The sequence below is a fragment of the Xanthomonas sp. SHU 166 genome, from assembly GCF_000364685.1.
In the GTDB taxonomy this organism is placed as follows: Bacteria; Pseudomonadota; Gammaproteobacteria; order Xanthomonadales; family Xanthomonadaceae; genus Xanthomonas_A; species Xanthomonas_A sontii.
Window position 1 is genome coordinate 1 of sequence record NZ_AQOJ01000147.1, and the last position, 25,526, is coordinate 25,526.

Here is a 25,526-nt window from a genome sequence, read left to right on the forward strand (position 1 = left end):
AACGGCCTGATCGAGGTCGAGCGCAACGGCGAGCGCCTGGCCCTGGACGTCCATCTCAAGCAGGCCGCCGGCCCCGGCGCGCCGCGCTGGACGCTGGGCGTGGCCATCGGCGAGCAGCGCCGCCCGGCCTACGACGCCACCCTGCGCTACGGCCCGCTGGCGGCGATCCCGGTCGCCTTCCGCGAGACCGGCCGGCTGGCCGGCGACACGCTCGGCATCCTGCGCCGCATGCTGACCGGCGAGGCCTCGCTGAAGAACGTGTCCGGCCCGATCACCATCGCCAAGGTCGCCAACGTCTCGGCCAAGCAGGGCCCGGACTGGTTCCTGAATTTCCTGGCGCTGCTGTCGCTGAGCCTGGCGATCATGAACCTGCTGCCGATCCCGATCTTGGACGGCGGGCACTTGCTGTATTACCTTATCGAGTTGGTCAAGGGCAGCCCGCTGAGCGAGCGCGCCATGGCGGCGGGGCAATTCGTGGGCCTGACGTTGCTGGCAGGACTGATGGGGTTGGCGTTCTACAACGACCTCTTCGGCCAGGCCCTGCGATGACCCGCGCCGATCCACTCGACCCGCTGTCGTCTTGCGCCGGCGCCCATGCAACAACGATATCGACCTCTACCGGACGTGACATGACGAGATTTCCCACTCGCCGCCTGCTTGCCCTCGCCCTCGCCGCCAGCCTCAGCCTGCCGGCCCTGGCCCAGGTAGCGGAGCCCTTCACCGCCAGCGACATCCGCGTCGACGGGCTGCAACGCATTTCGTCCGGCACCGTGTTCACCTACCTGCCGGTGGAACGCGGCGACACCGTGGACGAGGCCAAGGTCGCCGAGGCGATCCGCGCCCTGTACCGCACCGGCTTCTTCGAGGACGTGCGCGTCGACCGCCAGGGCAACATCCTGGTGGTCACGGTCAAGGAGCGCCCGGCGATCAACAAGCTGACCGTCACCGGCAACAAGGACATCAAGAGCGAGGAACTGCTCAAGGGCCTGTCCGACATCGGCCTCAGCGAGGGCGGCACCTTCGACCGGCTGAGCCTGGACCGGGTGACCCAGGAGCTGACCCGCCAGTACAACAACCGCGGCAAGTACAACGTCGAGATCACCCCGACGGTGAGCCCGCTGGACCGCAACCGCGTCGACGTGGCCATCGCGATCAAGGAAGGCAAGGCGGCCAAGATCCGCCACGTCAACCTGATCGGCACCGAGAAATTCCTCAACAAGGACATCCTGGAGAACTGGGAGTCGCGCGAGCACAACTGGCTGTCCTGGTACCGCCGCGACGACCAGTACTCCAAGGAAAAGCTGTCCGGCGACCTGGAGAAGCTCAACTCCTGGTACCTGGACCGCGGCTACGTCGACTTCAGCGTCGACTCCACCCAGGTGGCGATCAGCCCCGACAAGCGCGACATGTACCTGACCGCCGGCATCACCGAAGGCGAGCAGTACAAGATTTCCGACATCAAGGTCACCGGCGACACCATCCTGCCGCAGGAAGAGATCGAGAAGCTGGTGATCCCCAAGGCCGGCGACACCTTCTCGCGCGCGCTGCTGGAGTACAGCTCCGACGCCATCACCAACACCCTGAGCAACATCGGTTACGCCTTCGCCAAGGTCACCCCGATCCCGACCACCGACCGCGAGAAGCGCACGGTGGCGGTGAACCTGCAGGTGACGCCGGGCCCGCGCGTGTCGGTGCGGCGCATCGTGTTCCGCGGCAACACCCGCACCTCCGACGAAGTGCTGCGCCGCGAAATGCGCCAGTTCGAGGACACCTGGTACTCGCAGGCGGCGATCGACCGCTCCAAGATCCGCCTGCAGCGCCTGGGTTATTTCGAGTCGGTGGACGTGGAAACCCCGCCGGTGCCGGGCAGCAACGACAAGGTCGACGTGGTCTACAACGTCAAGGAAACCACCTCGGGCAGCTTCACCTTCGGCCTGGGCTATTCGCAGACCTACGGCGTCACCACCTCGGTGCAGCTGTCGCAGAACAACTTCCTCGGCGGCGGCAACCGCGTCGCGGTGGACGCCTCGCGCAGCAGCTACCAGGAGCGCTACGCGTTCTCCTACACCAACCCGTTCTTCACCGACGACGGCGTCTCGCTGGGCTACAACCTGTCCTGGCGCAAGCTGGACTACTCCGACTTCGGCACCGCGCAGTACAACAGCACCAACGGCGCGGCGCAGGTGATCTTCGGCGTGCCGATCACCGAGACCGACAGCGTCTCGCTGATGTTCGGCGTGGACAGCAACCAGATCACCACCTATCCGGGTTTCACCCCGCAGGCGATCATCAACTACATCGACGCGATCGGGACCAAGACCTTCCATGCCTGGCGCAGCGAGCTCGGCTGGGCGCGCGACACCCGCAACGACTACTTCATGCCCACCCGCGGCATGTACCAGCGTGTGGGTCTGGAAGCCACCCTGCCCGGTTCGACCGTGGAGTACTGGAAGCTCAACTACCAGATCTCCAAGTACTGGCCGATCTCGCCGGCGCTGGTGCTCAACACCCGCGCGGAGTTCGGCTACGGCGACAGCTACGGCAGCGACGTGTCGCGCGACATCTGCGGCACCTACACCAGCGATGCGCAAGGCACAACGACCTACAACCCGCAGGCCTGCAACGGCTCCAACCTGATCCGCAGCGTCACCGCCTCGGGCCTGCCGTTCTACGAGAACTTCTACGCCGGCGGCACCAACTCGGTCCGCGGCTTCGAGGACAACACCCTCGGCCCGCGCTCGGAGGCCACCGCCTCGTACCGCCGCGGCCAGCCGCTGGGCGGCTCGTTCAAGACCGTGGGCTCGGCGGAAATGTACTTCCCGAAGCTGTTCGACAGCCCGTCGGCGCGCATTTCGGCGTTCGTGGACGTCGGCAACGTGTTCAATGGCGTGGACAACTTCAAGTCCAACCAGTTGCGCGCCTCCACCGGTATCGCCCTGCTGTGGCGGGCCCCGGTCGGCCCGATCTCGATCAGCTATGCGATTCCGTTGAAGAAGGAAGACAACGACGAGATCGAGCGCCTGCAGTTCACCTTTGGTGGACAGTTCTAAAAGAACTGCCCACCCGCTGCCAGGGCAATGCCCTGGCAGCCAGGTTTTCGCTGCGCGAAAACCTGCTGGGGCTTGGCTTGCCGAATCCCCGCGCCTTCGGCGCGCCCCCTTTACCAAAGGGGGCTTTGCTCCAGTCGGTTGATCGTTCCTGATAGGTGGTCGTGGCCTGTTGCGCGGCCACGTGCGATCGCCCTACGCGGCCGTACGACTGCCCACTCGATGCCGGGGCTTGGCCTTCCAAATCACTGCGCCTGCCGGCGCGCCCCTCGCGTTGCGAATCGCAAGCCATGGTTCATTGCCTTCCGAATCCTGCGCCTGGGAGTGTGTTGCTTGTGGCCGTACCCTCACCCCAACCCCTCTCCCGGTGGGAGAGGGGCTGACGCGACTCCCTTCTCCCATCGGGAGAAGGTGCCCCGTAGGGGCGTATGAGGGGCGGGCAGTGCACGCTGTATCAGCACGCCCTACGCGGGCGTACGTATGACCGTGCTGGTGGCACACGGTAGAATCTCCCGGTGAATACTTCGACCTATACCGCTGACGAGATCGCAGAGCGTTTCGGCCTGCAGGTGCATGGCGACGGCAGCGTCGCGGTGCGCGGCGTGGCCACGCTGGCGCAGGCCGGCCCGGGACAGCTCAGCTTCCTGGCCAATCCCCGCTATCGGGCGCAACTGGCCGACAGCACGGCGGCGATCGTGGTGCTGCGTGCCGACGACGCCGAGGCGGCGCCGGGGACCGCACTGATCGCGCGCGATCCGTACGTCGCCTTCGCCAAGATCGCCGCGCTGTTCGACGTGGCCCCGCTGCGACCGCCCGGCATCCATCCCAGCGCCAGCATCGATCCCAGTGCGCAGGTCGCGGCCAGCGCGCACATCGGCGCGTTCGTCAGCATCGGCGCGCACAGCGTCATCGGCGAGGGCTGCGTGATCGGCCCCGGCTGCGTGATCGGCGAAGACTGCCAGGTCGGCGCCGGCAGCGAACTGATCGCCCGCGTCACCCTGGTCACCCGGGTGCGTCTGGGCCAGCGCGTGCGTGTGCATCCCGGTGCGGTGCTCGGCGCCGATGGGTTCGGTCTGGCGATGGACGCCGGCCGCTGGATCAAGGTGCCGCAGCTGGGCGGCGTCCGCATCGGCGACGATTGCGAGATCGGCGCCAACACCTGCGTGGACCGCGGCGCGCTGGAAGACACCACCCTCGAAGAAGACGTGCGCCTGGACAATCTGGTGCAGGTCGCGCACAACGTACACATCGGCGCGCACAGCGCCATCGCCGGCTGCACCGGCATCGCCGGCAGCGCCAAGATCGGCCGCTACGTGATGCTCGGCGGCGCGGTCGGCGTGGTCGGCCACCTGGAGATCTGCGACAAGGTCGTGGTCACCGGCAAGTCGGTCGTGCGCAACTCCATCCACGAGCCGGGCGAGTACTCGTCCGGCACCCCATTGACCGACAACCGCACGTGGCGCAAGAACGCCGCGCGCTTCAAACAGCTCGATGCCCTGGCCCGTCGCATCCTGTCTGTCAGCAAGGAGAAGGAATGAGCCACGATCAGCCCCTGCCGGACGCCACCCTGCCGGACATCAACCAGATCCGCGCACTGCTCCCGCACCGCTACCCGTTCCTGCTGGTGGACAAGGTGGTCTCGCTGGATTTCGAGAACCGCCGGATCGTCGCGCACAAGAACGTCAGCATCAACGAGCCGTATTTCCAGGGCCATTTCCCCGGCCAGCCGATCATGCCCGGCGTGCTGATCATCGAGGCGCTGGCGCAGGCCGGCGGCATCCTGACCCAGCTGGCGATGGGCCGCGACGCGCAGTCCAAGCTGTTCTACATGGTCAAGGTCGACAACGCCCGCTTCAACAGCCAGGTGGTGCCCGGCGACGTGCTGGAGCTGCACGTGGAAATCAAGCGGGTGATCCGCAACATGGCGGTGTACTACGGCGAGGCCAAGGTCAACGGCAAGGTCGTGGCCTGCGCCGAAGTGCTGTGCGCCGGCACCCGCGAATGACCCTGGCAGGAGACCTGCGATGAGCGCCAACGCTCCCCTGATTCACCCCTCCGCGATCATCGACCCGGGCGCGAAACTCGCCGCTGACGTGCGCGTCGGCGCCTTCACCGTGATCGGCGCCGAGGTGGAGATCGGCGAAGGCTGCGAGATCGGCTCGCATTGCAGCATCGTCGGCCCGACCCGGCTCGGCCGCGACAACCGCCTGGTCGGCCACGTCGCGCTGGGCGGCGACCCGCAGGACAAGAAATTCGCCGGCGAACGCACCGAACTGGTGATCGGCGACCGCAACGTGATCCGCGAGTTCGTCACCGTCAGCCGCGGCACCGGCAGCGGCGGCGGCATCACCCGCGTGGGCAGCGACAACTGGTTCCTCGCCTACACCCACGTCGCCCACGACTGCATCGTCGGCAACCATTGCGTGTTCTCCAACAACACCACCCTGGCCGGGCACGTGGAAGTGGGCGACCACGTGATCATCAGCGGCTTCGCCGGCGCGCACCAGTTCTGCCGCATCGGCGATCACGCCTTCCTCGGCATGGGCGCGCTGATCAACGGCGACGTGCCGCCGTTCACCATGGTCGGCGGCAATTCGCTGGGGCGCCCGCGCGGCATCAACAGCGAAGGCCTGAAGCGCCGCGGCTTCGATCCCGAACGCGTGGCCGCGATCAAGCGCGCCTACCGCGCGCTGTACGTGGCCGGCCTGCCGCTGGCCGAGGCCAAGCACCAGTTGGCGGTGCTGGCCGAAGGCAGCGAGGACGTGCGCGCGATGCTGGAGTTCATCGAATCCAGCGAGCGGCCGTTGTTGCGATGACGGCCGGGAATGGGGAATCGGGAATGGGGAATGGGAAGAGCGGTCGCCCGCCCGGCCCCGGCCCTGCTGTTGCTTCAACCATTCCCCATTCCCCATTCCCCATTCCCCGCGCAGCGAAGCTGCGCATCGCCCTGGTCGCCGGCGAAGCCTCCGGCGACCTGCTGGGCGCGGGGCTGATCGAGGCGCTGCGCGCGCGCTACCCCGATGCCGAGTTCGCCGGGGTCGGTGGCGAGGCGATGCGCCAGGCCGGGTGCCAGACCTGGTTCGACGCCAGCGAGCTGGCAGTGATGGGTCTGCTGGAAGTGCTGCGGCACCTGCCGCGCCTGCTGAAGCTACGCCGCGCGCTGCGCGAGCGGCTGCTGGCCTGGCAACCGGACGTGTTCGTCGGCATCGACGCGCCCGACTTCAACCTGGGCGTGGAGCGCTGGCTGAAGCAGCGCGGGCTGCGCACCGTGCATTACGTCAGTCCATCGGTATGGGCCTGGCGCGAGCAGCGCGCGGCCAAGATCGGCGCCAGCGCCGACCGGGTGCTGTGCCTGTTCCCGATGGAGCCGCCGATCTACGCCAAGCACGGCGTGGACGCGCGCTTCGTCGGCCACCCCATGGCCGATGCGATCGCGCTGCACGAAGACCGCGGCGCGGCGCGTGCGTCCCTGGGCGTGGCCGCCGACGTGCCGGTGCTGGCGGTGTTGCCGGGCAGCCGCCTGGGCGAGATCGGCAAGCTCGGCGACACCTTCTTCGCCGCCGCCGCGCAGGTGCTGCAGCAGCTTCCGGACGCGCGCGTGCTGGTGCCGGCCGCCAATGCCGCGTGCAAGGCGCTGATCGAAGAACAACTCGCGCGCTCGGCCTTGCCGGCGGCCGCCACCCAGGTGCTGGACGGCCACGCGCGCACCGCGCTGCTCGCCGCCGATGCGGTGCTGCTGGCCTCCGGCACTGCGACCCTGGAAGCCATGCTGGTGAAGCGGCCGATGGTGGTCGGCTACAAGGTCGCCCCGCTCACCTACCGCATCGTCAAGGCGCTGGGCCTGCTGAAGGTGGACCGCTACGCCCTGCCCAACATCCTCGCCGGCCGCGACCTGGCGCCGGAGCTGATGCAGGACGCCTGCACCCCCGACGCCCTGGCCGCCGCGCTGCTGCACTGGCTGCGCAACCCGCAGGCGGTGGCGGCGCTGCAGCCCGAGTACGAACGCCTGCACCTGCTGCTGCGCCAGGACGCCTCGGCGCGCGCGGCCGATGCGGTGCTCGAATTGCTGGAGGGCCGGGAATCGGGAATCGGGAATCGGGAATCGACAGGAGCAACGGCATGACGCGCTTCCTTCCCCCGCCGTCGCCGCAGCAGTCGCTTTTGTCCCATTCCCCATTCCCCACTCCCGATTCCCGGCTCTATGCCGGCGTCGACGAAGCCGGCCGCGGTCCCCTGGCCGGGCCGGTGGCGGTGGCGGCGGTGGTGTTCGATCCGGCGCGCACCCGCATCAACGGGCTGGACGATTCCAAGCAGCTGACCGCGGCGCGCCGCGAGACGCTGTATGCGCGCATCGTCGAGCGCGCGCTGGCCTGGCAGGTGGTGCTGATCGAGGCCGAGGAGATCGACCGGCTGAACATCTACCAGGCGACCATGCTGGGCATGCGCCGCGCGGTCGAGGGCGTGTCCCACGTGGCCGGCTTCGCCCGCATCGACGGCAACCGCGTGCCCAAGGGTCTGCCCTGCGCCGCCGAGGCGCTGGTCGGCGGCGATGCCCGCGACCGCGCGATCATGGCCGCCTCGATCGTGGCCAAGGTCACCCGCGACCGGATCATGCAGCGCCTGCACGACGAACACCCGCACTACGGCTTCGACCTGCACAAGGGCTACGCCACCCCGGCGCACCTGGCCGCACTGGCCGCGCACGGCCCCTGCATCCACCACCGGCGCAGCTTCGCGCCCGTCAGGATGGCCCTGGCGGGCCGGGAGCCGGCCGTGGAGATTGGGGATTCGCTGGAGTCGCTGCAACTCGCGTAGGACGTTCGACTGGGTCGGGCCGGCATCGCGCGCACTCAACGCGCAATGAGACCGCAAACGAATCCCCAATCCCCACTCCCGAATCCCCGCCCCTCGCTGTCAAGCCTTGCCCGGCTCGCCCCCCGCCGCTACCCTGCCCGGGCATCGCTCTGGTTCCGCATGTCCACTTCCCGCTTCGCCCATCTGCACATCCACACCGAGTTCTCGCTGGCGGATTCGACCATCCGTGTGCCCGAGAAACCGGATCAGGCTGACCCGAAGAAAGCCAAGCAGGCCAACCTGCTCAGCCGCGCGGTGGAGCTGGACCTGCCCGCGCTGGCGGTCACCGACCTCAACAACCTGTTCGCGCTGGTCAAGTTCTACAAGGCCGCCGAGGGCGTGGGCATCAAGCCGATCGCCGGCGCCGACCTGCTGATCGCCGACGGCACCCAGGCGCCGTGGCGGCTGACCGTGCTGTGCCGCAATCGCGACGGCTACCTGAGCCTGTCGCGGCTGCTGACCCGTGCCTGGCTGGAAGGCCACCGCAGCGAAGGCGGCGTGGCGCTGCGCCCGGAATGGCTGCAGACCGGCAGCGACAACCTGTTCGCCCTGGCCGGCCGCGAGAGCCTGGCCGGGCGCCTGGCCAGCGAAGGCCGCCACGATCTGGCCGAGCAGCAACTGGCCGACTGGCAGCGCATCTTCGGCGACGGCCTGCACCTGGAACTGACCCGCACCGGCCGCGACGGCGAGGAGGCGTTCAACCAGTTCGCCCTGCACGCCGCCGGCACCCGCGGCCTGCCGGTGATCGCCAGCAACGACGTGCGCTTCCTGTACGCCAGCGACTTCGCCGCGCACGAGGCGCGCGTGTGCATCTCCTCCGGCCGCGTGCTCGACGATCCCAAGCGCCCGCGCGACTACAGCGACCAGCAGTACCTGAAGTCGGCCGAGGAGATGGCCGCGCTGTTCGCCGACATCCCCGACGCGATCGACAACACCCTGGCGCTGGCGCAACGCTGCAACATCGAGATGCAGCTGGGCACCTACTTCCTGCCCGCCTACCCGGTGCCCGACGACGAGACGCTGGACAGCTGGATCCGCAGCCAGTCGCGCGACGGCCTGGCCGCGCGCCTGGAGAAGAACCCGCTGGCGCCCGGCAAGACCCGCCAGGACTACGTGGACCGGCTCGAGTTCGAGCTGGACACCATCATCAAGATGGGTTTCCCCGGCTACTTCCTGATCGTGGCCGACTTCATCCAGTGGGGCAAGAACCAGGGCATCCCGATCGGCCCGGGCCGCGGTTCCGGTGCAGGTTCGCTGGTGGCGTGGGCGCTGCAGATCACCGACCTGGATCCGCTGCCGTACAACCTGCTGTTCGAGCGCTTCCTCAACCCGGAACGCGTGTCGATGCCCGACTTCGACATCGACTTCTGCATGGATCGCCGCGACGAGGTGATCGACTACGTGGCGCGCAAGTACGGCCGCGACCGGGTCAGCCAGATCATCACCTACGGCACCATGGCGGCCAAGGCGGTGGTGCGCGACTGCGGCCGCGTGCTCGGCTTCCCGTACGGCCTGGTCGACGGCGTCGCCAAGCTGATCCCCAACATCCTCGGCATCACGCTGAAGGATGCGATGGGCGAAGGCAAGGACAGCGAGATGGCCTCGCCGGAGCTGATCCAGCGCTACCAGGCCGAGGACGACGTCCGCGACCTGATGGACCTGGCGCGGCAGCTCGAGGACCTGACCCGCAACGCCGGCAAGCACGCCGGCGGCGTGGTGATCGCGCCAACGCCGCTGTCCGACTTCTGCCCGCTGTTCGCCGAACACGACGTCGACAATTTCGGCAAGAACCCGGTCACCCAGTTCGACAAGGACGATGTCGAGCAGGTCGGCCTGGTCAAGTTCGACTTCCTCGGCCTGCGCACCCTGACCATCATCGACTGGGCGGTGAAGGCGATCAACGTGCGCCACGCGCGCGCCGGCATCCCGCCGGTGGAGATCGCCGCGATCCCGCTCGACGACGCGCCGACCTACAAGGGCATCTTCGCCTCGGGCAACACCGGTGCGGTGTTCCAGTTCGAATCCTCGGGCATGCGCCGGCTGCTGAAGGACGCCCGCCCCGACCGCTTCGAGGACCTGATCGCGCTGGTGTCGCTGTACCGCCCCGGTCCGATGGACCTGATCCCCTCGTTCAACGCGCGCAAGCACGGCCAGGAGGAGATCGTCTATCCCGATCCGCGCACCGAAGCGATCCTGAAGGACACCTACGGCATCATGGTGTACCAGGAGCAGGTGATGCAGATGGCGCAGATCGTCGGCGGCTACTCGCTGGGCGGCGCCGACCTGCTGCGCCGTGCGATGGGCAAGAAGGTGCCGGCGGAAATGGCCAAGCACCGCGAGATCTTCCGCGAGGGTGCGGCCAAGGGCGGTGTCGGCGAGGCCAAGGCCGACGAAATCTTCGACCTGATGGAGAAGTTCGCCGGCTACGGCTTCAACAAGTCGCACGCCGCCGCCTACGCGCTGGTCAGCTACCAGACCGCGTGGCTGAAACGCCATTACCCGGCCGAGTTCATGGCGGCCACGCTGTCCTCGGACATGGACAACACCGACAAGGTGGTCGGCTTCCTCGACGAGGTGCGCAACCTCGGCCTGACCGTGCTGCCGCCGCGCATCAACGCCTCGGCCTACATGTTCGAGGCGGCCACCCCGGACACCATCCAGTACGGCCTGGGCGCGATCAAGGGCGTGGGCCGCGGCGCCTGCGAGGCGATCGTGGCCGAGCGCGAGCGCGGCGGCGAGTACGCCTCGCTGCTGGATTTCTGCACCCGCGTGGAATCGGCCAAGCTCAACAAGCGCACCCTCGAGGCGATGATCAACGCCGGCGCGATGGACGGGCTGGGCGCCAACCGCGCCACGCTGATGCTGCAGTTGCCGGAGGTGATGAAGGCCACCGAGCAGATGGCGCGCGAGCGCGCCTCCGGACAGAACTCGCTGTTCGGCGGCGCGGACACCAGCGCCCCGGCGCTGCGCCTGGACCTGCCGGAAAGCAAGGAATGGCCGCTGGGCCAGTTGCTGGCCGGCGAGCGCGAAACGCTGGGCTTCTACCTCAGCGGCCATCCGTTCGATCCGTACCGCGACGAAGTGCGCGAACTGGTCGGCTGCGACCTGAGCGCGCTGGAGAAGATCTGCGCGCAATCCGGCGGCGGCCGCGGCGGTGGCGACAGCGAGAAGCGCGCCTGGCGCCCGGAGGTCAGCGCGATCCTCGCCGGCCAGGTGGTCGGCGTGCGCCGCAAGGGCGACAGCCAGGTGTTCGTGCAACTGGAGGACGGCCGCGGCCGCATCGAGTGCAGCGCGTTCTCCGACGCCATCGCCGAGTTCGGCCACCTGCTGACCCGCGACCGCATCCTCATCGTCAAGGGCGGCGTGCGCGAGGACGAATTCAACGGCGGCTACGCGATGCGCATCCGCCAGTGCTGGGACTACGAGCAGATCTGCACGCACCACGCGCAGCGCCTGTCGCTGCGCCTGGACCTGCGCCAGCGCAGCGCCTGGCCGCGCATCGACGGCCTGCTCGCCCGCCACCGCCCGGGCAAGACCCCCCTGCGCCTGGACCTGCTGCTGCAGTCGGCGCAGGGCGGCATCGCCGGCATGCTCGACCTCAACGGCAGCCATTCGGTGCGCGTGGACCCGCAGCTGCTGGACGCCCTGCGCGGCGACCCGGCGGTGCGCGCGGTGAAGGTCAAATACAACCCGCCATGGGCGAACTGAGCCTGGCGCGCAGCGCGGCGCGCCCGTTGCACATGGCCGAAGGAAGGATGCCGCGATGAAGACCGTGCTGTTCCCGTTCGCTGCCGCGCTCGCGCTGGCGGCGTGCTCCTCGTCCAAGGTCGACTTCCAGATCGACAACCCCACCACCGCGCCGCTGTCGATCACGCTCGACGGCAAGACCCTGCAGGTGCCGGCGCAGCAGGCGCAGCCGGTGACGTTGGCGGCCGGCGAGCACCACCTGCGCAGCGAACGCCTGGGCGATGTGCGCTTCATCGTCTACGCCGATACCAGGGGCGGACTGATCAATCCGACCCTGAGCGAGTACGTGACCGCGAACGCGATCTACCTCACCGGCCCGGACAAGGCGAAGAACTTCGGTTCGATCAACGCGCGGATCGAACTGAACGGCGTTACCTTCGAAGGCCCGTTCAAACAGACCCACGACCTGTTCATCGACAAGGACTGGACCTTCGGCGTGCGCGAGCCGTTCCCGGACGAGCAGGTCGTCGCGCATGTCGATGCCAGCGGCGGCAAGATCGACCGCAAGATCTTCACTGCGCCGGACTTCATCGCCTACGTCGAGACCGGCATGGGCCAGCCCGGCGCGTTTGAGCGCGCGCGGCCGGGCCGTTACGTGACGCCGCGCTTCGCGCTGGAGAAGGCCCCGGCGACGTTGCCGCCGCTGGACCCGGCCTACGAGGCCCATGCCGGCCCGCTGCGCGCGCTCTACGCGCGCCACCTACGCGCGACCAGCGCCGACGCGCAGCGTGCCCTGCGCAAGGAAGCCTTCCAGGCGCAGATGGCGTTCACCACCGCCACCGCGACGCTGGGCGCCTCGCTGCCGCCCTCGGCCAACGAGGCATGCAACACCTTCGTGCACGCCTTCGGCGAGCTGACCGGGCGCAGTGCGCTGGTCGTTCCCTGAGCCGCCGCCGCCGCCGGCCAGCCGCGCCCCGCCGGCCTTTCCACACCGCAGCGTACGGGCAGTTGCCGTACATTCGGCTAAGCTTCCCCACCTTTGATCCATCCGACGGCTTCCAATGAACCCGAACTACCTCGACTTCGAGCAACCCATCGCCGATCTGGAAGCCAAGATCCAGGAACTGCGCAACGCCAGCACCGGCCCGGCGGTCAACGTCGATGCCGAGGTCAGCGCGCTGGAAGACAAGCTGCGGGTGCGCACCGCGCAGATCTTCCGCGACCTGTCCTCGTGGCAGATCTCGCAGTTGGCGCGGCATCCGCAGCGCCCGTACACGCTGGACTACATCAACGTGTTCTGCGACGAGTTCCAGGAACTGGCCGGCGACCGCGCGTTCGCCGACGACAAGGCCATCGTCGGCGGCCTCGGCCGCATCGACGGCCGCGCGGTGGTGATCATCGGCCACCAGAAGGGCCGCGACACCAAGAGCAAGATCGCGCGCAATTTCGGCATGCCGCGCCCGGAGGGCTACCGCAAGGCGCTGCGCCTGATGAAGCTGGCCGAGCGCTTCAAGCTGCCGCTGCTGACCTTCATCGACACCCCCGGCGCCTACCCCGGCATCGGCGCCGAGGAGCGCGGCCAGAGCGAAGCGATCGCGCGCAACCTGCTGGAGATGGCCGAGCTGAAGGTGCCGGTGATCTGCACCGTGATCGGCGAAGGCGGCTCCGGCGGCGCGCTGGCGATCGGCGTGGGCGACCGCACCCTGATGCTGGAATACGGCACTTATTCGGTGATCTCGCCGGAAGGCTGCGCCTCGATCCTGTGGAAGGACGCCTCCAAGGCCAAGGACGCCGCCGAGCAACTCGGCCTGACCGCCAAGCGCCTGTCCGCGCTGGGCCTGGTCGACAAGGTGATCCGCGAACCGATCGGCGGCGCCCACCGCAACCCCACGCAGATGGCCAAGCGCCTGAAGGCGGTCCTGCTCAACGAACTGGACGCCCTGGAACAGCTGCCGATCGAGCAGTTGCTGGAGAAGCGCTACGCGCGTCTGCGCAGCTACGGGGCGTACGAAGCGGCCTGATCGCGACACAAGGAAGCGTTGTCCATGAATCCCATCGTCCTGCTGTCGCTGGCCTTGCAGTTGGCCTGCTGCGTGCACGTGGTGCGCAGCGGCCGCCCGCTGTATTGGATCTTCATCCTGCTGATCTTTTCGTATCTGGGGATCCTGATCTACGTGATCGCCGAACTGCTGCCGGAGTGGCGCAACGATCCGCGCGCGCGCCGCCATCTGCGCAAGGTCGGTGCCACGCTCGATCCGAACCGCGACAAGCGCACCGCCGGCAATCGCCTGGAACTGGCCGACACCGTGGACAACCGCCGGCAACTGGCCGAGGTGCACCTGGATAACGGCGAGTACGCGCAGGCGGCCGAGGTGTTCGAGAGCGGCTTGCGCGGCATCCACCGCGACGACCCCGGACTACTGCTCGGACTGGCCAAGGCGCAGTTCGGCCTGGACCAGCCGGCCGCGGTGAAAGCCACGCTGGACCGGCTGATCGCCGCCAACCCGCAGTTCCGCTCGCAAGACGGCCACCTGCTCTACGCGCGCGCCACCGAGGCGCTGGGCCAGACCGACGCGGCGCTGGAGGAATACGCCGCGCTCGCCGACGACTACCCCGGCGAAGAAGCGCGCGTGCGCTACGCGCAACTGCTTCAGCGCGCGGGCCAGCCGCAGCGCGCCGGCGAAGTGTTCAACGAAGTGCTGAAGCGCTCCAGCCTGGCCCCGCGCTACTACCAGCGCGACCAACGCCAGTGGATCGACCTGGCCCGCAGCGAACTGAAGCAACTCGACAGCCGCAACGCCTAGCTGCTGGCGCAAACCCGGAAAGGGTCGGAAACGGGGACTTTCGAATCCCCAATCCCAAATCCCCAATCCCCGCTCAAAACGGCTTGGCCAGCACCAACCAGATCACCACCAGCAGCGCCAGCACCGGCAGCTCGTTGAACAGGCGCAGCGCGCGCGAGGACGGCAGCGCGCCGGCCTGGCCGACGCGCTTGAGCCAGCGGCCGGTGAAGATGTAGTAGGCCAGCATCAGCGCGACCAGGCCGAGCTTGGCGTGCAGCCAGCCGCTGTGGCCGGGCGCGACCATGGTCGGGAAGTCCGGCAGCACCTTGTAGCCCAGCCACAGGGTCAGCCCCAACAGCAGCGCCAGACCGAACATCATGTGGCCGAAGCGGTACAGGCGCCGGCCCATCAGCGCCAGGCGCTCCTGCACCTGCGGCTGGCCCGCGCTCTCGGCGACGTTGACCAGGATCCGCGGCAGGTAGAACACCGCCGCCATCCATGCGATCACGAACAGCAGATGCAGGGACTTGATCCACAGATAGAGTTGCATGCGCTGGCTCCGTGTCGCTGGCGTAGGATGTGCGGCCATTTTCGCCGATTCGTCCGGCGCCCGCACGGACCACACGCCCGCATGGACAAACAGTACGACGCCGACTACTTCCAGCGCTGGTATCGCCGCGACGGCATCGGCGATGCCGCGCGCCTGGCGCGCAAGGTCGCGCTCGCCGTGGCCCAGGCCGAGTACTACCTGGAACGGCCGATCCGCAGCGTGCTCGACATCGGCTGCGGCGAAGGCGCCTGGCGCGCGCCGCTGCTCAAGCTTCGGCCGAAGCTGCGCTATCTCGGCTTCGACAGCAGCGACTACGCGGTCGCCCGCTACGGCCGCCACCGCAACCTGCACCCGGCGCGCTTCGGCGATTTCGCCTGGCTGCGGCCGTGCGCGCCGGTGGACCTGCTGGTGTGCTCGGACGTGCTGCACTACGTGCCCAGCCGCGAACTGCGCCAGGGCCTGCCCGGCTTGGTGGAGCTGTGCGGCGGCGTGGCGTTCCTGGAGACCTTCGCTGCCGAGGACGATTTCGACGGCGACCACGCCGGCTTCCAGCCCCGCGCGGCGCGCTGGTACCGGCGCCAGTTCGGTGCGCTCGGGCTGCGCCCGGTCGGCAGTCATTGCTGGCTGGCGCCAGCGCTGGCGGGGGATGCGGCGGCCCTGGAGACGATTGGTCTGGTGCCCCATTAAGGTGCAAACCGCGCGGATGCGTTATGCTGCACGGCAGCATACGCTCAGGATGGAAACACCGGCATGCTCTACCAGTGGCACGAACTGACCCGTAACCTGCTCGCCCCCTGGGTGCACCAGGCCGAAGCCAACGCCAAGATCTTCTCCGACCCCAACAGCCTGTGGTCGACGCTGCCCGGCGCCGAGCGCCTGGCCGCGAGCAACGAGTTGATGCACCGCCTGGGCAAGGACTACGAGAAGCCGGCCTGGGCGCTGGACCATGTCGAGGTCGACGGCCACGCCCTGCCGATCGTCGAGCAGGAAGTGCTGCGCAAGCCGTTCTGCCGCCTGCTGCGCTTCAAGCGCTTCAGCGACGACGCCAAGGTCGTGGACGGACTCAAGAAGCAGCCGGCCGTGCTGGTGGTGGCGCCGCTGTCCGGCCACCATGCCACGCTGCTGCGCGACACCGTGCGCACCCTGCTGCGCGACCACAAGGTCTACGTCACCGACTGGATCGACGCGCGCATGGTGCCGCAGTCCGAAGGCGACTTCGGCCTGGACGACTACGTGCGCTACGTGCAGGACTTCATCCGCCACATCGGCGCCGAATCGCTGCACGTGATGAGCGTGTGCCAGCCGACCGTGCCGGTGCTGGCCGCGGTGTCGCTGATGGCCGGACGCGGCGAGACCACGCCGCGCTCGCTGGTGATGATGGGCGGGCCGATCGACGCGCGCCGCAGCCCCACCGAAGTCAACAACCTGGCCACGCGCAATCCGCTGTCCTGGTTCGAGCACAACGTCATCCATACCGTGCCGCCGGCCTACCCCGGCCACGGTCGCGCCGTCTACCCGGGCTTCCTGCAGCACATCGGTTTCCTGGCGATGAACCCGAGCCGGCATTTCATGTCGCACTGGGATTTCTACGCCAACCTGGTCAAGGGCGACCTGCAGGACGCCGAGGCGCACCGCCGTTTCTACGACGAGTACAACGCGGTGCTGGACATGCCGGCCACCTACTACCTGGACACCATCCGCGTGGTGTTCCAGGAGTTCCTGCTGCCGCGCGGCGAATGGGTGATCGACGGCGAACGCGTCGACCCGGCCGCGATCCGCGACACCGCGCTGCTCAGCATCGAAGGCGAACTGGACGACATCTCCGGCCTGGGCCAGACCGCCGCCGCGCAGGACCTGTGCACCGGCATTCCCGCGGCGCGCCGCCAGCACCTGGAAGTGCAAGGCGCCGGCCATTACGGCATCTTCAGCGGCCGTCGCTGGCGCGACATCGTGTATCCGCAGGTGCGCAGCTTCATCGCCGCCAATGCCGGCGCCAGCCGCGCGCCGGCGGCCGGCAACGTCACCCCGCTCAAGCGCCGCGGCAGCCGCAAGTCGGGCTGAGCGGCGTCTCGCCCGCGGTAACTCCGCCGCGGGCGATCGTGCATCAGGACATCAGGGCGCTGCGCTGCGCACCAGCAGGTGTTTGGCCAGCAGGCCATGCGCCTTGCCGAAGCCGCGCGACAGGTGCAGGGTGACGCAGAACAGCGCTGCGCCCAGCACGCTGGCCAGCAGCAACGGCAGCCACGCCTCGCTGCCGATCCAGTGCAGCGGACCGACATGAACGGTCAGATCCGCGACGTCCGGGGCAAACAGCGCGGCAGGCGCCAGCAGCATCAGCAGCGACGTACTCAGCAAGGCCGCGAATACCGTGAAGTAGAAGATCCCCAGCGGCAGCATCAGCAGGAAGTACAGCATCGTGGTCCAGGTGCGCGCATCGGTGAACATCTGCCCGATGCGCTGCAGCCACGGCTGTTGCGGTGCGCTGTACAGCGGCCGCCGCGGCATGCGCTCGCCCAGCAGGACTTCCACCACGCGCCCCTCCACCAGCGACAGCAGCCGCACCGACCCGAAGAACAGCACCAGCAGCGGCACCCCGACGATCAGGATCAGCAAGCCCGCCGACACGCTGACGCCGGTCACCAGCCAGGTGAAGTAGAAGATGCCGGTGACCAGCGACAGCAGCATGTAGAACAGGCTGCCGTAGGCGCGCGGGTCGGCGATCACGCCGAAGAAGCGCCCGGCCAGCGACTTGCGCTTGGGCGGCGCCGGCGGCTTCAGCGCGCGGCTGACCGTGACCTCGGTATCGCGGTAGATCTCGGCCACTTCCTCCGGTGCGCCGTAGCTGCCGGCGACGCCGGCGATGACCTCGGCCTCGCTCTTGCCCGGCTGCTCGGCCAGCTCCGAACGCAGGTATTCCTCCGCGTCGTACAGCGCGTCCTGGATCAGCGCGGGGTCGGCGCCGCCCAATGCCGCACGCAGTTGCGCCAGGTAGTCGGGAATGGTGGTCGGCAAGGGCCGCGGTGCGGTGTGTGCGCTGCTCATTCTGAAATCCCCTTCAGCACGGAATCGACGGAATCGCGGGTGGCGCGCCACGCCGCGGCCCATTGCCGCAGCGTGGTAAGACCCGCCGCGGTGATGCGGTAGTAACGCCGTGGCGGCCCCGCCACCGACGGCTCGACATGGCTGGACAGCAGGCCGGCCGCCTCCAGGTTGCGCAGCACCGGATACAGCGCGCTCTGCTTGCCGCTGAGCACGCCCTCGCCCACCTGTTCCAGGCGCTTGGCGATCAGGTAGCCGTACAGCGGCGCCTCGGCGGCGGCCAGCACCGCCAGCAGGGCCAGCGACACGGTGCCGGCGCTCAGCTCCTTCTGGAATTTCTTCAGCTGTGCATCCGGCTCGACCATGACGCCCTCGCTAGGTTGAGCTAGATACTAGTACCGAGTTCGACATAGTGATCGTGCCATTGGTCATGCACGCCGCCCAGGCGCCGCGATTGCCGCGGCAAACGTTTCGACAACGTCGCGCGCCCTACACTCGTGACGGTTCCGTTCCACATGCATTCCAGGAGGTATCGCATGAGCCCGTCCCCCACCGAACAGCAACCCGGCCAGGCCACCGACCCGAGCTTCGCCAGTTCCGGCAACCAATACTCCGCTGGCCCGATCAAGCGGGATCCGAACGCTGGCGCAGGCTCGCTCGAGTACAGCCGTACGGTCACCGAAGCCAGGCGTGGCCCACTGGAGTACGCCTTGGTGCAGACCGGCAAGGTCGGCGCCGGCAGCAAACAGGAAGACGGCAAGACCGTGTTCAACGTGGAGATGGAGTTCACCCAGGGCCATCGCATCGAGGGCGCATTCAAGGCCGGGCGCCTGGCCGTCGACGGCAGCCTGACCCAGGCGGTCGGCGAGCGCGGCCGCTACGAGGTGCGCCTGCCCGGCGAGGCCAAGGCCGAAGCCGCTGCCCAGGTGAATCCATTCGACCCGCAGACCATCCCGGTGGACGGCAGCGTCAAGCTCGATGGCCAGGCCTTCGCCAAGACCTCGATGGAGGCGACGTTTCGCGGCTTGGCCACCTCCAGCGAGCGCACCGATGCGGCCGGCATGAGCTACGCCGTGCAGCGCGTGGACGAGCACAGCGTGCGCGTGGCGGTCGGCCCGACCCAGGCGCTGGAGCGGCTGGAGGCGGTCGGATTCAAGACCGACATCGCCCAGGCCATGCTCGGCCGCCAGGACGCGCTCGGCCAGGCGACCATGCGCACCGCCACCTTCGACCTGCGCGAGCCGCAGGCGCAAGCCGCCTATCGCGACTTCCTGGCCAGCGGCAAGCTCGCCGCCAACGTACCCGGCGTCAGCGACGTACAGAAGGTCGAAAGCCTCACGATGAGTTCGGAAACCCGCGCCCAACTCGGGGTAGGCCCGTTCAAGGCCGAGCTGGGTGGCCAGCGCAACACCGGGGAGAACGTGCGCACCACCTATGCCGACGGCAGCTACAGCGTGGTCGGCAAGGTGCAGTACGCCGGCAACGTGCCGATGACCATGACCCGCCAGTTCGACGCTGCGAACAACGAGCGCGTGGACGAACGCAGCTACCAGTTCAAGTTCGACAAGGTCGACGAGAACCAGGCGCAACTGCTCAACTCGGTGCTCGCCGGCAAGGCCGGTGCCGCGGGTCCGGCGAAGGCCGGCCAGGACCTCACCCTGCACTTCTCCGAGCGGCAGATGGATGCGCTGCGTCAGCAGTACCAGCACGCAGCGCAGGCCAGCCCGATGACCGCGCACGAGGCGGCGCAGTACGCCAAGCAAAGTCCGCAGGACTTCGCGATCGGCCTGGCGCGCAACCTGGGCAATTCCCAGTACGGCCTGAGCGAGCGCCTGTTCCGCGTGGCTGACAGCGCCGGCGGCACGCCGGGCGGCGATCTGCAACGCATCGACGCCAAGGCCGAAACGCCAGAACAGAAGTCGCCGACGGCGCCGACACGCGCCACCGGCAGCGGGCCGGAGCCGCACGCCGCTGCCGCCGCCGACCCGCGGCAACAGGCGATGCAGCAGGCGATCGAGCGCAAGCTCACCCCGTACGACGCCAACGTCGCCAGCAACTTGCTGCTGGCGGCCAGGCGCGACGGCCTGACCCAGGTCGATCACGTGCTGCGCAACGACAACGGCCGCGTGTTCGCGGTGCAGGGCGACCCTGGCGCCGGCGACAAGCGGGTGGCCTACGTGGATGCCGCGCAGGCGGCCACCATCCCGGCGGCGGAAAGCGCCAGGCAACTGGCCGCGCTGCCGCCGCTGCCGAACCAGGCGCCGGTGCAGGACACACAGGAACCGCAGAAGCGCGCGCTGTCGTAGACAGCGCTGTCGGCGGCACGGCGATCGCGCCATGCCGCCGGCACATTGGCAGCGGCCGCCGCTTCGGTGAGAATCGGGCGCTCACCGACCGGGCCGCCCTCATGCCGCTGCGCACTTCCCTGCTCGCCCTCGCGTTGTCGCTGTCCACCTTCGCCGCGTCGGCCGGGGCACCGCCGCCGGCCGTGCCCTACCGCAGCCCGCAACAGATCCTGGACGCGTCCAAGCCCAGCGACTGGCGCACGCTGGATCCGGCGAACACGCTGTACCTGGAACTGGATACCGGCCGGGTGATCATCGAACTGGCACCGGCGTTCGCGCCGCAGCACGTCGGCAACATCCGCACCCTGGCCCACGAGCACTTCTGGGACGGCCTGAGCATCTACCGCGCGCAGGACAATTTCGTGGTGCAGTTCGGCGACCCCGATGGCGAGGAAGCGGGCAAGGCCAGGTCGTTGGGCAGTGCCAAGACCCACCTGCCCGCCGAATTCCAGCGCCCGGCCGCGGGCCTGGCGTTCCAGCCCCTGCCCGACCGCGACGGCTGGGCGCCGCAGGTGGGCTTCGTCGACGGCTTTCCGGTGGCGCGCGATCCCAAGGCCGGCACCGCCTGGCTGGCGCACTGCTACGGCACGCTCGGCGCCGGCCGCAACAACGACGAGGACAGCAGCATCGGCGCCGAACTGTACGTGGTCACCGGGCAATCGCCGCGGCAACTGGACCGCAACATCACCGTGGTCGGCCGCGTGGTCAAGGGCATGGAACTGCTCAGCGTGATCCCGCGCGGGCCGGACCCGATGGGCTTCTACGAAAAACCCGAACAGCGCACCCCGATCCGCGCCATCCGCCTGGCCAGCGACGTGCCGGAGAACGAGCGCACCCCGCTGCAATTGCTGCGCACCGATACGCGCACCTTCCGCGAGGTCGTCGAGGCGCGACGCAACCGCCGCGACGATTTCTACAAGCGGCCTGCCGGGCACATCGACCTGTGCAATGTGCCGCTGCCGGTGCGTACGCCGCCGAAGTGACGGCTCGATACTGCAATAGAACGCTGCGAAACGCAGGCTTGAGCTTTTACGCAGAGAATCTTGTCAACTGTCGAGATCGTCGAGGCGCGCTGGACAGACAAATCACGTCGTTAGAGATCAGGGGAACAGCGTGACAGCGTTTGAAGTACTTCCTGGACTCCCACCATATGGGGAGCTACCTAAGCTCATCAGTAACAGCCGCTCGCCGGCTTACCGGGAAGGAGTGGTTGTCCAGTTCCTAGCTGGCACGCCCGAAGAGTGGGTAGGCAATTTCCAACGAGGCATTGGCAGCTTCAACTTTGTTGCCATGCATCCGAATGGCCGAGAGGTCGTGGTCATTGCTGGCGGGGAGTGCTACTTGATTGATCCAGCAACCCAGAAGTTCACTTCCGGAGTCGGCGACTACATCGAGGCATGCTTTCCAATTCCGGAGAGCGGAGCATTGCTCCTATCCAGTGGCCTGTCCTTCTCGCGTCTCGGTCCATCCGGTTTTGAATGGAGCACCTGCCGCTTGGCATGGGACGGCTTCCAGAAAATCAGGGTTACATCCACTCAAGCCACAGGGGAGGCATTTCACTTTGACGGCTCATGGCACTCATTCCGCGTAGATCTAGCAAACGGCAAGGCAGAGGGTGGCGCATACGATGGGCCTGTGCCCTGACAATTCTTCCAAGCCAACTCCGCTTCACGGCGCGGCTTAACCCATGTGTTAGACATTTCTGGAAAACCTACGTGGTTCACCAAAAATTTTCAGAGCAACCTGGTCGTTTTTCAGATGACTAATTCCTTACCGGGCCAACGCCTCGCGGCGCAGTCCAAGCGCGGTAGACCGCCGCGTCCTACCGCGCGCGCTGGCTGAAGGCGACGCTGCCCAGGATCAGCATGCCGGCCAGCAACATGGTCCAGGTCAGCGGCTCGCCGAGGATCGCCCAGGCCAGCAGCGCGCCGAACACCGGCACCAGATAGGTCACCGTCGACGCGCGCGCCGGGCCGATGCGCTGGATCAGCCGGTAGTACAACAGGAACGCCAGGCCGGTGCAGAGCACGCCCAGGCCGCCGGCGCAGGCCCAGGCCACCGCCGGCACCGGTGCGGCCGGCCAGTGCGTCCAGGCCAGCGGCGCCAGCAGCAACGCGCTGCACCCCAGCGTCGACGCCGCCGCCGCGGCCGGCGGCAGATCGCTCATGTGCTGCTTCACCAGGCTGTAGCCGATGCCGTACAGCAGGGAGGCAGTGGTGCCGGCCAGCGCAGCGGGGCCCACGCTGATACCGGCCGACTTGCCGGTGGCGAGCACCACGATGCCGGCGAAGCCGATCAACAGCGCCAGCGCGCGGCGCGTGCCGATCTTCTCGCCAAAGAACAGGAAGGCGATCAACGCGGTGAACAGCACCGTCATCGCGTTGCAGATCGCGCCGATCGCCGCCGGCGCGTGTTGCGCGCCCCAGGCAAACAGCAGGAACGGCAGCGCCGAGTTGAGCAGACCGATCGCCGCCAGGGTCGGCCAGCGCCGCAACGGGAAGCGCGCCCGCGCCAGCCACAGGAACGGCAGCAGCACCGCCGCGCCCAGCGCCAGGCGCAGTTCCACCAGCGCGTAGGCGCCGAACTGCGGTGCGGCCACGCGCATGAACAGGAACGAGCAGCCCCAGACGACGCCGAGGAAACCCAGTTCCAGCGGCGTGCGCCAGTCGCGGGCGGGCGCGCCGTCGGATGCGGAGGCAGCAGCGGCGGAGGCGATGGCCGGCTGCAGGGAAGGATCGGAGGTGGGCATGGAAGAGGCTCGCGGTCGATCGGACACGCGCCGCAGCGATCGTGCGACGCCACCCATCCGCTGCCGGCTGAGGACGCCGGGCGGCGCATCCGCGCCGACTCCGCATCACCGCTGCCCGCCGCGCATGTCGTGTTCGGCTGCCAGCATCGCCCTGCGCCACGGGGCCGACAAGCGCGTAGTATCGTCGCGAGCCACAAATCTGCCGCGTGCCTGCTCATGCAACTGCGCCCGTCCCTGCTGCCCGCACTCGGCGTGTTCGCCGCCGCGGCGCGCCACCAGAACTTCGCCCATGCCGCGGAGGAACTGCATCTCACCGCCAGCGCGGTCAGCCACCATGTGCGGCGCCTGGAAGCCCTGCTCGGCGCCACGCTGTTCCAGCGCCACGCGCGTGGGGTCAAGCTGACCGCCGAGGGCCGGCAACTGGCCGATGCCGCCAGCGCGGCGCTGGCCGACATCGCCGCGGTCGCCGGCAACCTGCATCCGCAGGCCGACACCGCGCCGCTGCGCCTCACCACGCTGCGCTCGCTCTCGTACTGCTGGCTGCTGCCGCGTCTGCCGCGCTTCTGCCAGGCCTATCCGCACGTGCGGCTGGACATCCAGACCGATGCGGCGTTCTCGCGCTTCGAGGAGGGCGGCCCGGATCTGGGCATCCGCTACGGCCAGGGCGCCTGGCCGGGCCTGACCTCGCACCACCTGATGGACGACGAACTGTTCCCGGTCGCCTCGCCGGCTCTGCCGCAACTGGCGACGCTGCGCCGGCCCGAGCAGATCGCGCAACTGCCGCTGCTCACCGACATGTCGCCGCAGGGCTGGCGCGACTGGTTCCGCGCCGCCGGCGTGCGCGGCGTGGCGCTGCCGCCCATGCACACCTTCAACGACAGCACCGATGCGATGCGCGCGGCGGTGTACGGCGTGGGCGCGGTGCTGGCACGCAAGCACATCGCCCAGCCCTACCTGCAGCGTTACGAACTGGTGCGTCTGCCCGGCCCGGCGCTGACCGCGCGCTATTCCTACTACATCGTGCATCCGACCCACCGCCTGCTCAGCCCGGCCGCCAGCCACTTCGTCGACTGGCTCAAGCGCGAGGCGCTGGACGAGCGCACGCCGATGCCGGCGCTGCCGGCGGAACTGCTCGGGTTGCCGCCGAAGGCGGGCTAGCGCTGGCGTAAGCGCAGGGCACACATGCAGGAACCCGCGGTATCGATCGCGTCGTAGGAGCGGTTTCAGCCGCGACAGCGGCGTTACCGGTCGGCTGTGTCGCGACTGAAGCCGCTCCTGCGGGAAACCACGCGAATCGGCTCAACCACGGGGCGCCAGCAAGGACGCCATTGACAAGCGACACACACCACGTGATTAATTAACTAATTCGTTAATTAGATAATCCCCGATGTCCATCGACCGCGTCTTCGAAGCCCTCGCCTCGCGCCCGCGCCGCGAGATCCTGGCCTACCTGTCGGCACAGGAACTCACGGCCGGCGAGATCGGGCAGCGCTTCGCGATGAGCGCGCCGGCGATCTCGCGGCATCTGTCGGTGCTGGAAGCGGCCGGGCTGGTGGCGAGCGAGCGCCGCGGCCAGTTCGTGGTCTACCGGCTCACCCCCGACAACCTGGTCAACACCCTCAGCGGTTTCGCCTTCGAGATCTGCCCCAGCGCCGGCCCGCTCAAGCGCGAGTCGCGCAGGCAGGCCAAGCGCACCGCCTGACCCTTCCGCCACGGCAACAGGAGTCCGCCGATGACCGCCGCACCGCTCAGCGAACACGCCGCCGCGCAAACCGGATTCCCCTCGGTGCGCCTGCCCTCCTACAGCGGCGGCTTGCCGGTGGAGGTCGTCCTGATCGCCCAGCTCGGCGTCGGCGCCGGCGATCCGCTGATCGCCCAGGCCTGCCTGCGCCAGCGCGCGCATCCGCAGTTCCGCGACGCGCTGGACGAACCCTCGACGCGCCTGGCCGGCACCGATTTCGGCAACGGCGAGTCCACCGCGCTGTACTCGTTCGCGGTCGGCAGCGGCGGCCATCCGTTCCATTGCCATGCCGGGCATCGCATGTTCACCGCGATCACCGGCAGCGGCGGCGCGCTGCTGCGCTTCAGCACCGCCTCGCCGGCGCAACTGGCGCAGGATCCGCAGCATTTCCTCGCCGCGCTGCGCCATGTCGAATTGCCCGCCGACTGCCTGTTCAGCGTGCGCTTCGGCGGCGGCACCTGGCACCAGTTCGCGCCGCTGCGCGCGCAGTCCGGGCATCCGGCGTTCTTCGCCCTGTCCTGCCACAGCGACGAAGCCGGCGGCACGCTGGCCGAGGACGTGCGCGCGCAGGTGCTGGCCGGCGCTGCCGATATCGCCACGCTCACCGAATTGCTGCCGGCGCCGGTCGCGACCCTGCTGGCGTCGCCGCGGGCGCAGGGGCTGGCCGTACCGACCGTGCGATTGTCGCTGGCGGCCTCGCCGGGCAGCCGGCGCCTGGCCTGGTGTGCCGG

General features: G+C 68.6%; 21 protein-coding genes and 1 pseudogene. 18 read left to right on the forward strand and 4 right to left on the reverse strand.

Annotated elements, in window-relative coordinates; all coding sequences use genetic code 11:
- The 11 genes from D180_RS05560 to D180_RS05610 all read left to right on the forward strand — a co-directional run.
- Positions 1-549: site-2 protease family protein (locus D180_RS05560; RefSeq protein WP_017912014.1), on the forward strand; the 549-nt coding region annotated here is incomplete at its 5' end.
- Positions 550-629: 80 nt separating this feature from the next.
- On the forward strand, positions 630-3,050 hold the full coding sequence (bamA, locus tag D180_RS05565; RefSeq protein ID WP_017908791.1) for an outer membrane protein assembly factor BamA: 2,421 nt from the start codon (positions 630-632) through the stop codon (positions 3,048-3,050).
- A gap of 512 nt (positions 3,051-3,562) precedes the next feature.
- Positions 3,563-4,585, forward strand: a complete 1,023-nt coding sequence (gene lpxD, locus D180_RS05570; RefSeq protein ID WP_017912015.1) for a UDP-3-O-(3-hydroxymyristoyl)glucosamine N-acyltransferase — start codon at positions 3,563-3,565, stop codon at positions 4,583-4,585.
- Positions 4,582-5,052 (forward strand): 3-hydroxyacyl-ACP dehydratase FabZ, encoded by a 471-nt coding sequence (gene fabZ / locus D180_RS05575; RefSeq protein WP_010344048.1) that lies wholly within the window; start codon positions 4,582-4,584, stop codon positions 5,050-5,052. The genes lpxD and fabZ overlap by 4 nt, the downstream gene beginning before the upstream one ends.
- Before the next feature lie 19 nt (positions 5,053-5,071).
- Positions 5,072-5,863, forward strand: coding sequence for an acyl-ACP--UDP-N-acetylglucosamine O-acyltransferase (gene lpxA / locus D180_RS05580; RefSeq protein ID WP_017908793.1), 792 nt, complete (start codon positions 5,072-5,074; stop codon positions 5,861-5,863).
- A gap of 23 nt (positions 5,864-5,886) precedes the next feature.
- Entirely contained in the window at positions 5,887-7,170 is a 1,284-nt protein-coding gene (gene lpxB / locus D180_RS05585) for a lipid-A-disaccharide synthase (RefSeq protein ID WP_043090529.1), read from the forward strand.
- Positions 7,167-7,862 (forward strand): ribonuclease HII, encoded by a 696-nt coding sequence (locus D180_RS05590; protein WP_017912017.1) that lies wholly within the window; start codon positions 7,167-7,169, stop codon positions 7,860-7,862. The genes lpxB and D180_RS05590 overlap by 4 nt, the downstream gene beginning before the upstream one ends.
- Positions 7,863-8,021: 159 nt before the next feature.
- Positions 8,022-11,609: a DNA polymerase III subunit alpha gene (gene dnaE / locus D180_RS05595; RefSeq protein ID WP_017912018.1), complete on the forward strand. Its 3,588-nt coding sequence runs from the start codon at positions 8,022-8,024 to the stop codon at positions 11,607-11,609.
- A 55-nt stretch (positions 11,610-11,664) separates the two neighbouring features.
- Positions 11,665-12,534, forward strand: a complete 870-nt coding sequence (locus tag D180_RS05600; RefSeq protein WP_017912019.1) for a hypothetical protein — start codon at positions 11,665-11,667, stop codon at positions 12,532-12,534.
- 115 nt (positions 12,535-12,649) lie between these two features.
- On the forward strand, positions 12,650-13,609 hold the full coding sequence (locus D180_RS05605) for an acetyl-CoA carboxylase carboxyltransferase subunit alpha (protein ID WP_017912020.1): 960 nt from the start codon (positions 12,650-12,652) through the stop codon (positions 13,607-13,609).
- 24 nt (positions 13,610-13,633) lie between these two features.
- Entirely contained in the window at positions 13,634-14,392 is a 759-nt protein-coding gene (locus tag D180_RS05610; protein WP_017908799.1) for a tetratricopeptide repeat protein, read from the forward strand.
- Positions 14,393-14,465: 73 nt separating this feature from the next.
- Here D180_RS05610 and D180_RS05615 read toward each other — a convergent pair whose 3' ends face one another.
- Positions 14,466-14,921, reverse strand: a complete 456-nt coding sequence (locus D180_RS05615; protein ID WP_017912021.1) for a CopD family protein — start codon at positions 14,919-14,921, stop codon at positions 14,466-14,468.
- Positions 14,922-15,002: 81 nt separating this feature from the next.
- On the opposite strand from D180_RS05615, the gene D180_RS05620 reads away from it, so the two are divergent.
- Both D180_RS05620 and phaZ read left to right on the forward strand, forming a co-directional pair.
- Positions 15,003-15,608 (forward strand): class I SAM-dependent methyltransferase, encoded by a 606-nt coding sequence (locus D180_RS05620; protein ID WP_010344055.1) that lies wholly within the window; start codon positions 15,003-15,005, stop codon positions 15,606-15,608.
- A gap of 63 nt (positions 15,609-15,671) precedes the next feature.
- Positions 15,672-16,982, forward strand: a complete 1,311-nt coding sequence (gene phaZ / locus D180_RS05625) for a polyhydroxyalkanoate depolymerase (RefSeq protein WP_017912022.1) — start codon at positions 15,672-15,674, stop codon at positions 16,980-16,982.
- A 51-nt stretch (positions 16,983-17,033) separates the two neighbouring features.
- On the opposite strand, the gene D180_RS05630 is transcribed toward phaZ, so the two are convergent.
- Both D180_RS05630 and D180_RS05635 read right to left on the reverse strand, forming a co-directional pair.
- Positions 17,034-17,963, reverse strand: a complete 930-nt coding sequence (locus D180_RS05630; RefSeq protein WP_017912023.1) for a sensor domain-containing protein — start codon at positions 17,961-17,963, stop codon at positions 17,034-17,036.
- Positions 17,960-18,325, reverse strand: a complete 366-nt coding sequence (locus tag D180_RS05635; protein WP_017912024.1) for a PadR family transcriptional regulator — start codon at positions 18,323-18,325, stop codon at positions 17,960-17,962. The genes D180_RS05630 and D180_RS05635 overlap by 4 nt, the downstream gene beginning before the upstream one ends.
- A gap of 171 nt (positions 18,326-18,496) precedes the next feature.
- Here D180_RS05635 and D180_RS05640 point away from each other — a divergent pair, with 171 nt between their 5' ends.
- Positions 18,497-20,266 carry an XVIPCD domain-containing protein gene (locus tag D180_RS05640; RefSeq protein ID WP_017912025.1) on the forward strand — a complete coding sequence of 590 codons (1,770 nt, stop codon included), beginning with the start codon at positions 18,497-18,499 and terminating at the stop codon, positions 20,264-20,266.
- A gap of 101 nt (positions 20,267-20,367) precedes the next feature.
- Positions 20,368-21,288 carry a peptidylprolyl isomerase gene (locus D180_RS05645; RefSeq protein ID WP_017912026.1) on the forward strand — a complete coding sequence of 307 codons (921 nt, stop codon included), beginning with the start codon at positions 20,368-20,370 and terminating at the stop codon, positions 21,286-21,288.
- Positions 21,289-22,127: 839 nt separating this feature from the next.
- Here the strand turns inward: D180_RS05645 and D180_RS05650 are convergent.
- Positions 22,128-23,054, reverse strand: coding sequence for a DMT family transporter (locus D180_RS05650; protein ID WP_017912027.1), 927 nt, complete (start codon positions 23,052-23,054; stop codon positions 22,128-22,130).
- Between the two features lie 216 nt (positions 23,055-23,270).
- On the opposite strand from D180_RS05650, the gene D180_RS05655 reads away from it, so the two are divergent.
- The 3 genes and pseudogenes from D180_RS05655 to D180_RS05665 form a co-directional block, all read left to right on the forward strand.
- The gene (locus D180_RS05655; protein WP_017908809.1) at positions 23,271-24,212 is read left to right on the forward strand and encodes a LysR substrate-binding domain-containing protein; all 942 of its coding nucleotides are present in this window, start codon (positions 23,271-23,273) and stop codon (positions 24,210-24,212) included.
- Between the two features lie 229 nt (positions 24,213-24,441).
- Positions 24,442-24,756, forward strand: a complete 315-nt coding sequence (locus D180_RS05660) for a metalloregulator ArsR/SmtB family transcription factor (RefSeq protein ID WP_017909067.1) — start codon at positions 24,442-24,444, stop codon at positions 24,754-24,756.
- A gap of 30 nt (positions 24,757-24,786) precedes the next feature.
- A pseudogene (locus D180_RS05665) lies at positions 24,787-25,526 on the forward strand (DUF2867 domain-containing protein); the annotation flags it as partial.

Bases quoted from the DNA above. Each gene is read 5' to 3' on its own strand.
- D180_RS05630 (WP_017912023.1), bottom strand. From the start codon at position 17,963: ATGAGCAGCGCACACACCGCACCGCGGCCCTTGCCGACCACCATTCCC.
- D180_RS05655 (WP_017908809.1), top strand. From the start codon at position 23,271: ATGCAACTGCGCCCGTCCCTGCTGCCCGCACTCGGCGTGTTCGCCGCC.
- D180_RS05635 (WP_017912024.1), bottom strand. From the start codon at position 18,325: ATGGTCGAGCCGGATGCACAGCTGAAGAAATTCCAGAAGGAGCTGAGC.
- D180_RS05650 (WP_017912027.1), bottom strand. From the start codon at position 23,054: ATGCCCACCTCCGATCCTTCCCTGCAGCCGGCCATCGCCTCCGCCGCT.
- bamA (WP_017908791.1), top strand. From the start codon at position 630: ATGACGAGATTTCCCACTCGCCGCCTGCTTGCCCTCGCCCTCGCCGCC.
- fabZ (WP_010344048.1), top strand. From the start codon at position 4,582: ATGAGCCACGATCAGCCCCTGCCGGACGCCACCCTGCCGGACATCAAC.
- D180_RS05605 (WP_017912020.1), top strand. From the start codon at position 12,650: ATGAACCCGAACTACCTCGACTTCGAGCAACCCATCGCCGATCTGGAA.
- dnaE (WP_017912018.1), top strand. From the start codon at position 8,022: ATGTCCACTTCCCGCTTCGCCCATCTGCACATCCACACCGAGTTCTCG.
- D180_RS05610 (WP_017908799.1), top strand. From the start codon at position 13,634: ATGAATCCCATCGTCCTGCTGTCGCTGGCCTTGCAGTTGGCCTGCTGC.
- D180_RS05590 (WP_017912017.1), top strand. From the start codon at position 7,167: ATGACGCGCTTCCTTCCCCCGCCGTCGCCGCAGCAGTCGCTTTTGTCC.
- lpxA (WP_017908793.1), top strand. From the start codon at position 5,072: ATGAGCGCCAACGCTCCCCTGATTCACCCCTCCGCGATCATCGACCCG.
- phaZ (WP_017912022.1), top strand. From the start codon at position 15,672: ATGCTCTACCAGTGGCACGAACTGACCCGTAACCTGCTCGCCCCCTGG.
- D180_RS05620 (WP_010344055.1), top strand. From the start codon at position 15,003: ATGGACAAACAGTACGACGCCGACTACTTCCAGCGCTGGTATCGCCGC.
- D180_RS05615 (WP_017912021.1), bottom strand. From the start codon at position 14,921: ATGCAACTCTATCTGTGGATCAAGTCCCTGCATCTGCTGTTCGTGATC.
- D180_RS05640 (WP_017912025.1), top strand. From the start codon at position 18,497: ATGAGCCCGTCCCCCACCGAACAGCAACCCGGCCAGGCCACCGACCCG.
- lpxB (WP_043090529.1), top strand. From the start codon at position 5,887: ATGGGGAATGGGAAGAGCGGTCGCCCGCCCGGCCCCGGCCCTGCTGTT.
- D180_RS05600 (WP_017912019.1), top strand. From the start codon at position 11,665: ATGAAGACCGTGCTGTTCCCGTTCGCTGCCGCGCTCGCGCTGGCGGCG.
- D180_RS05645 (WP_017912026.1), top strand. From the start codon at position 20,368: ATGCCGCTGCGCACTTCCCTGCTCGCCCTCGCGTTGTCGCTGTCCACC.
- D180_RS05660 (WP_017909067.1), top strand. From the start codon at position 24,442: ATGTCCATCGACCGCGTCTTCGAAGCCCTCGCCTCGCGCCCGCGCCGC.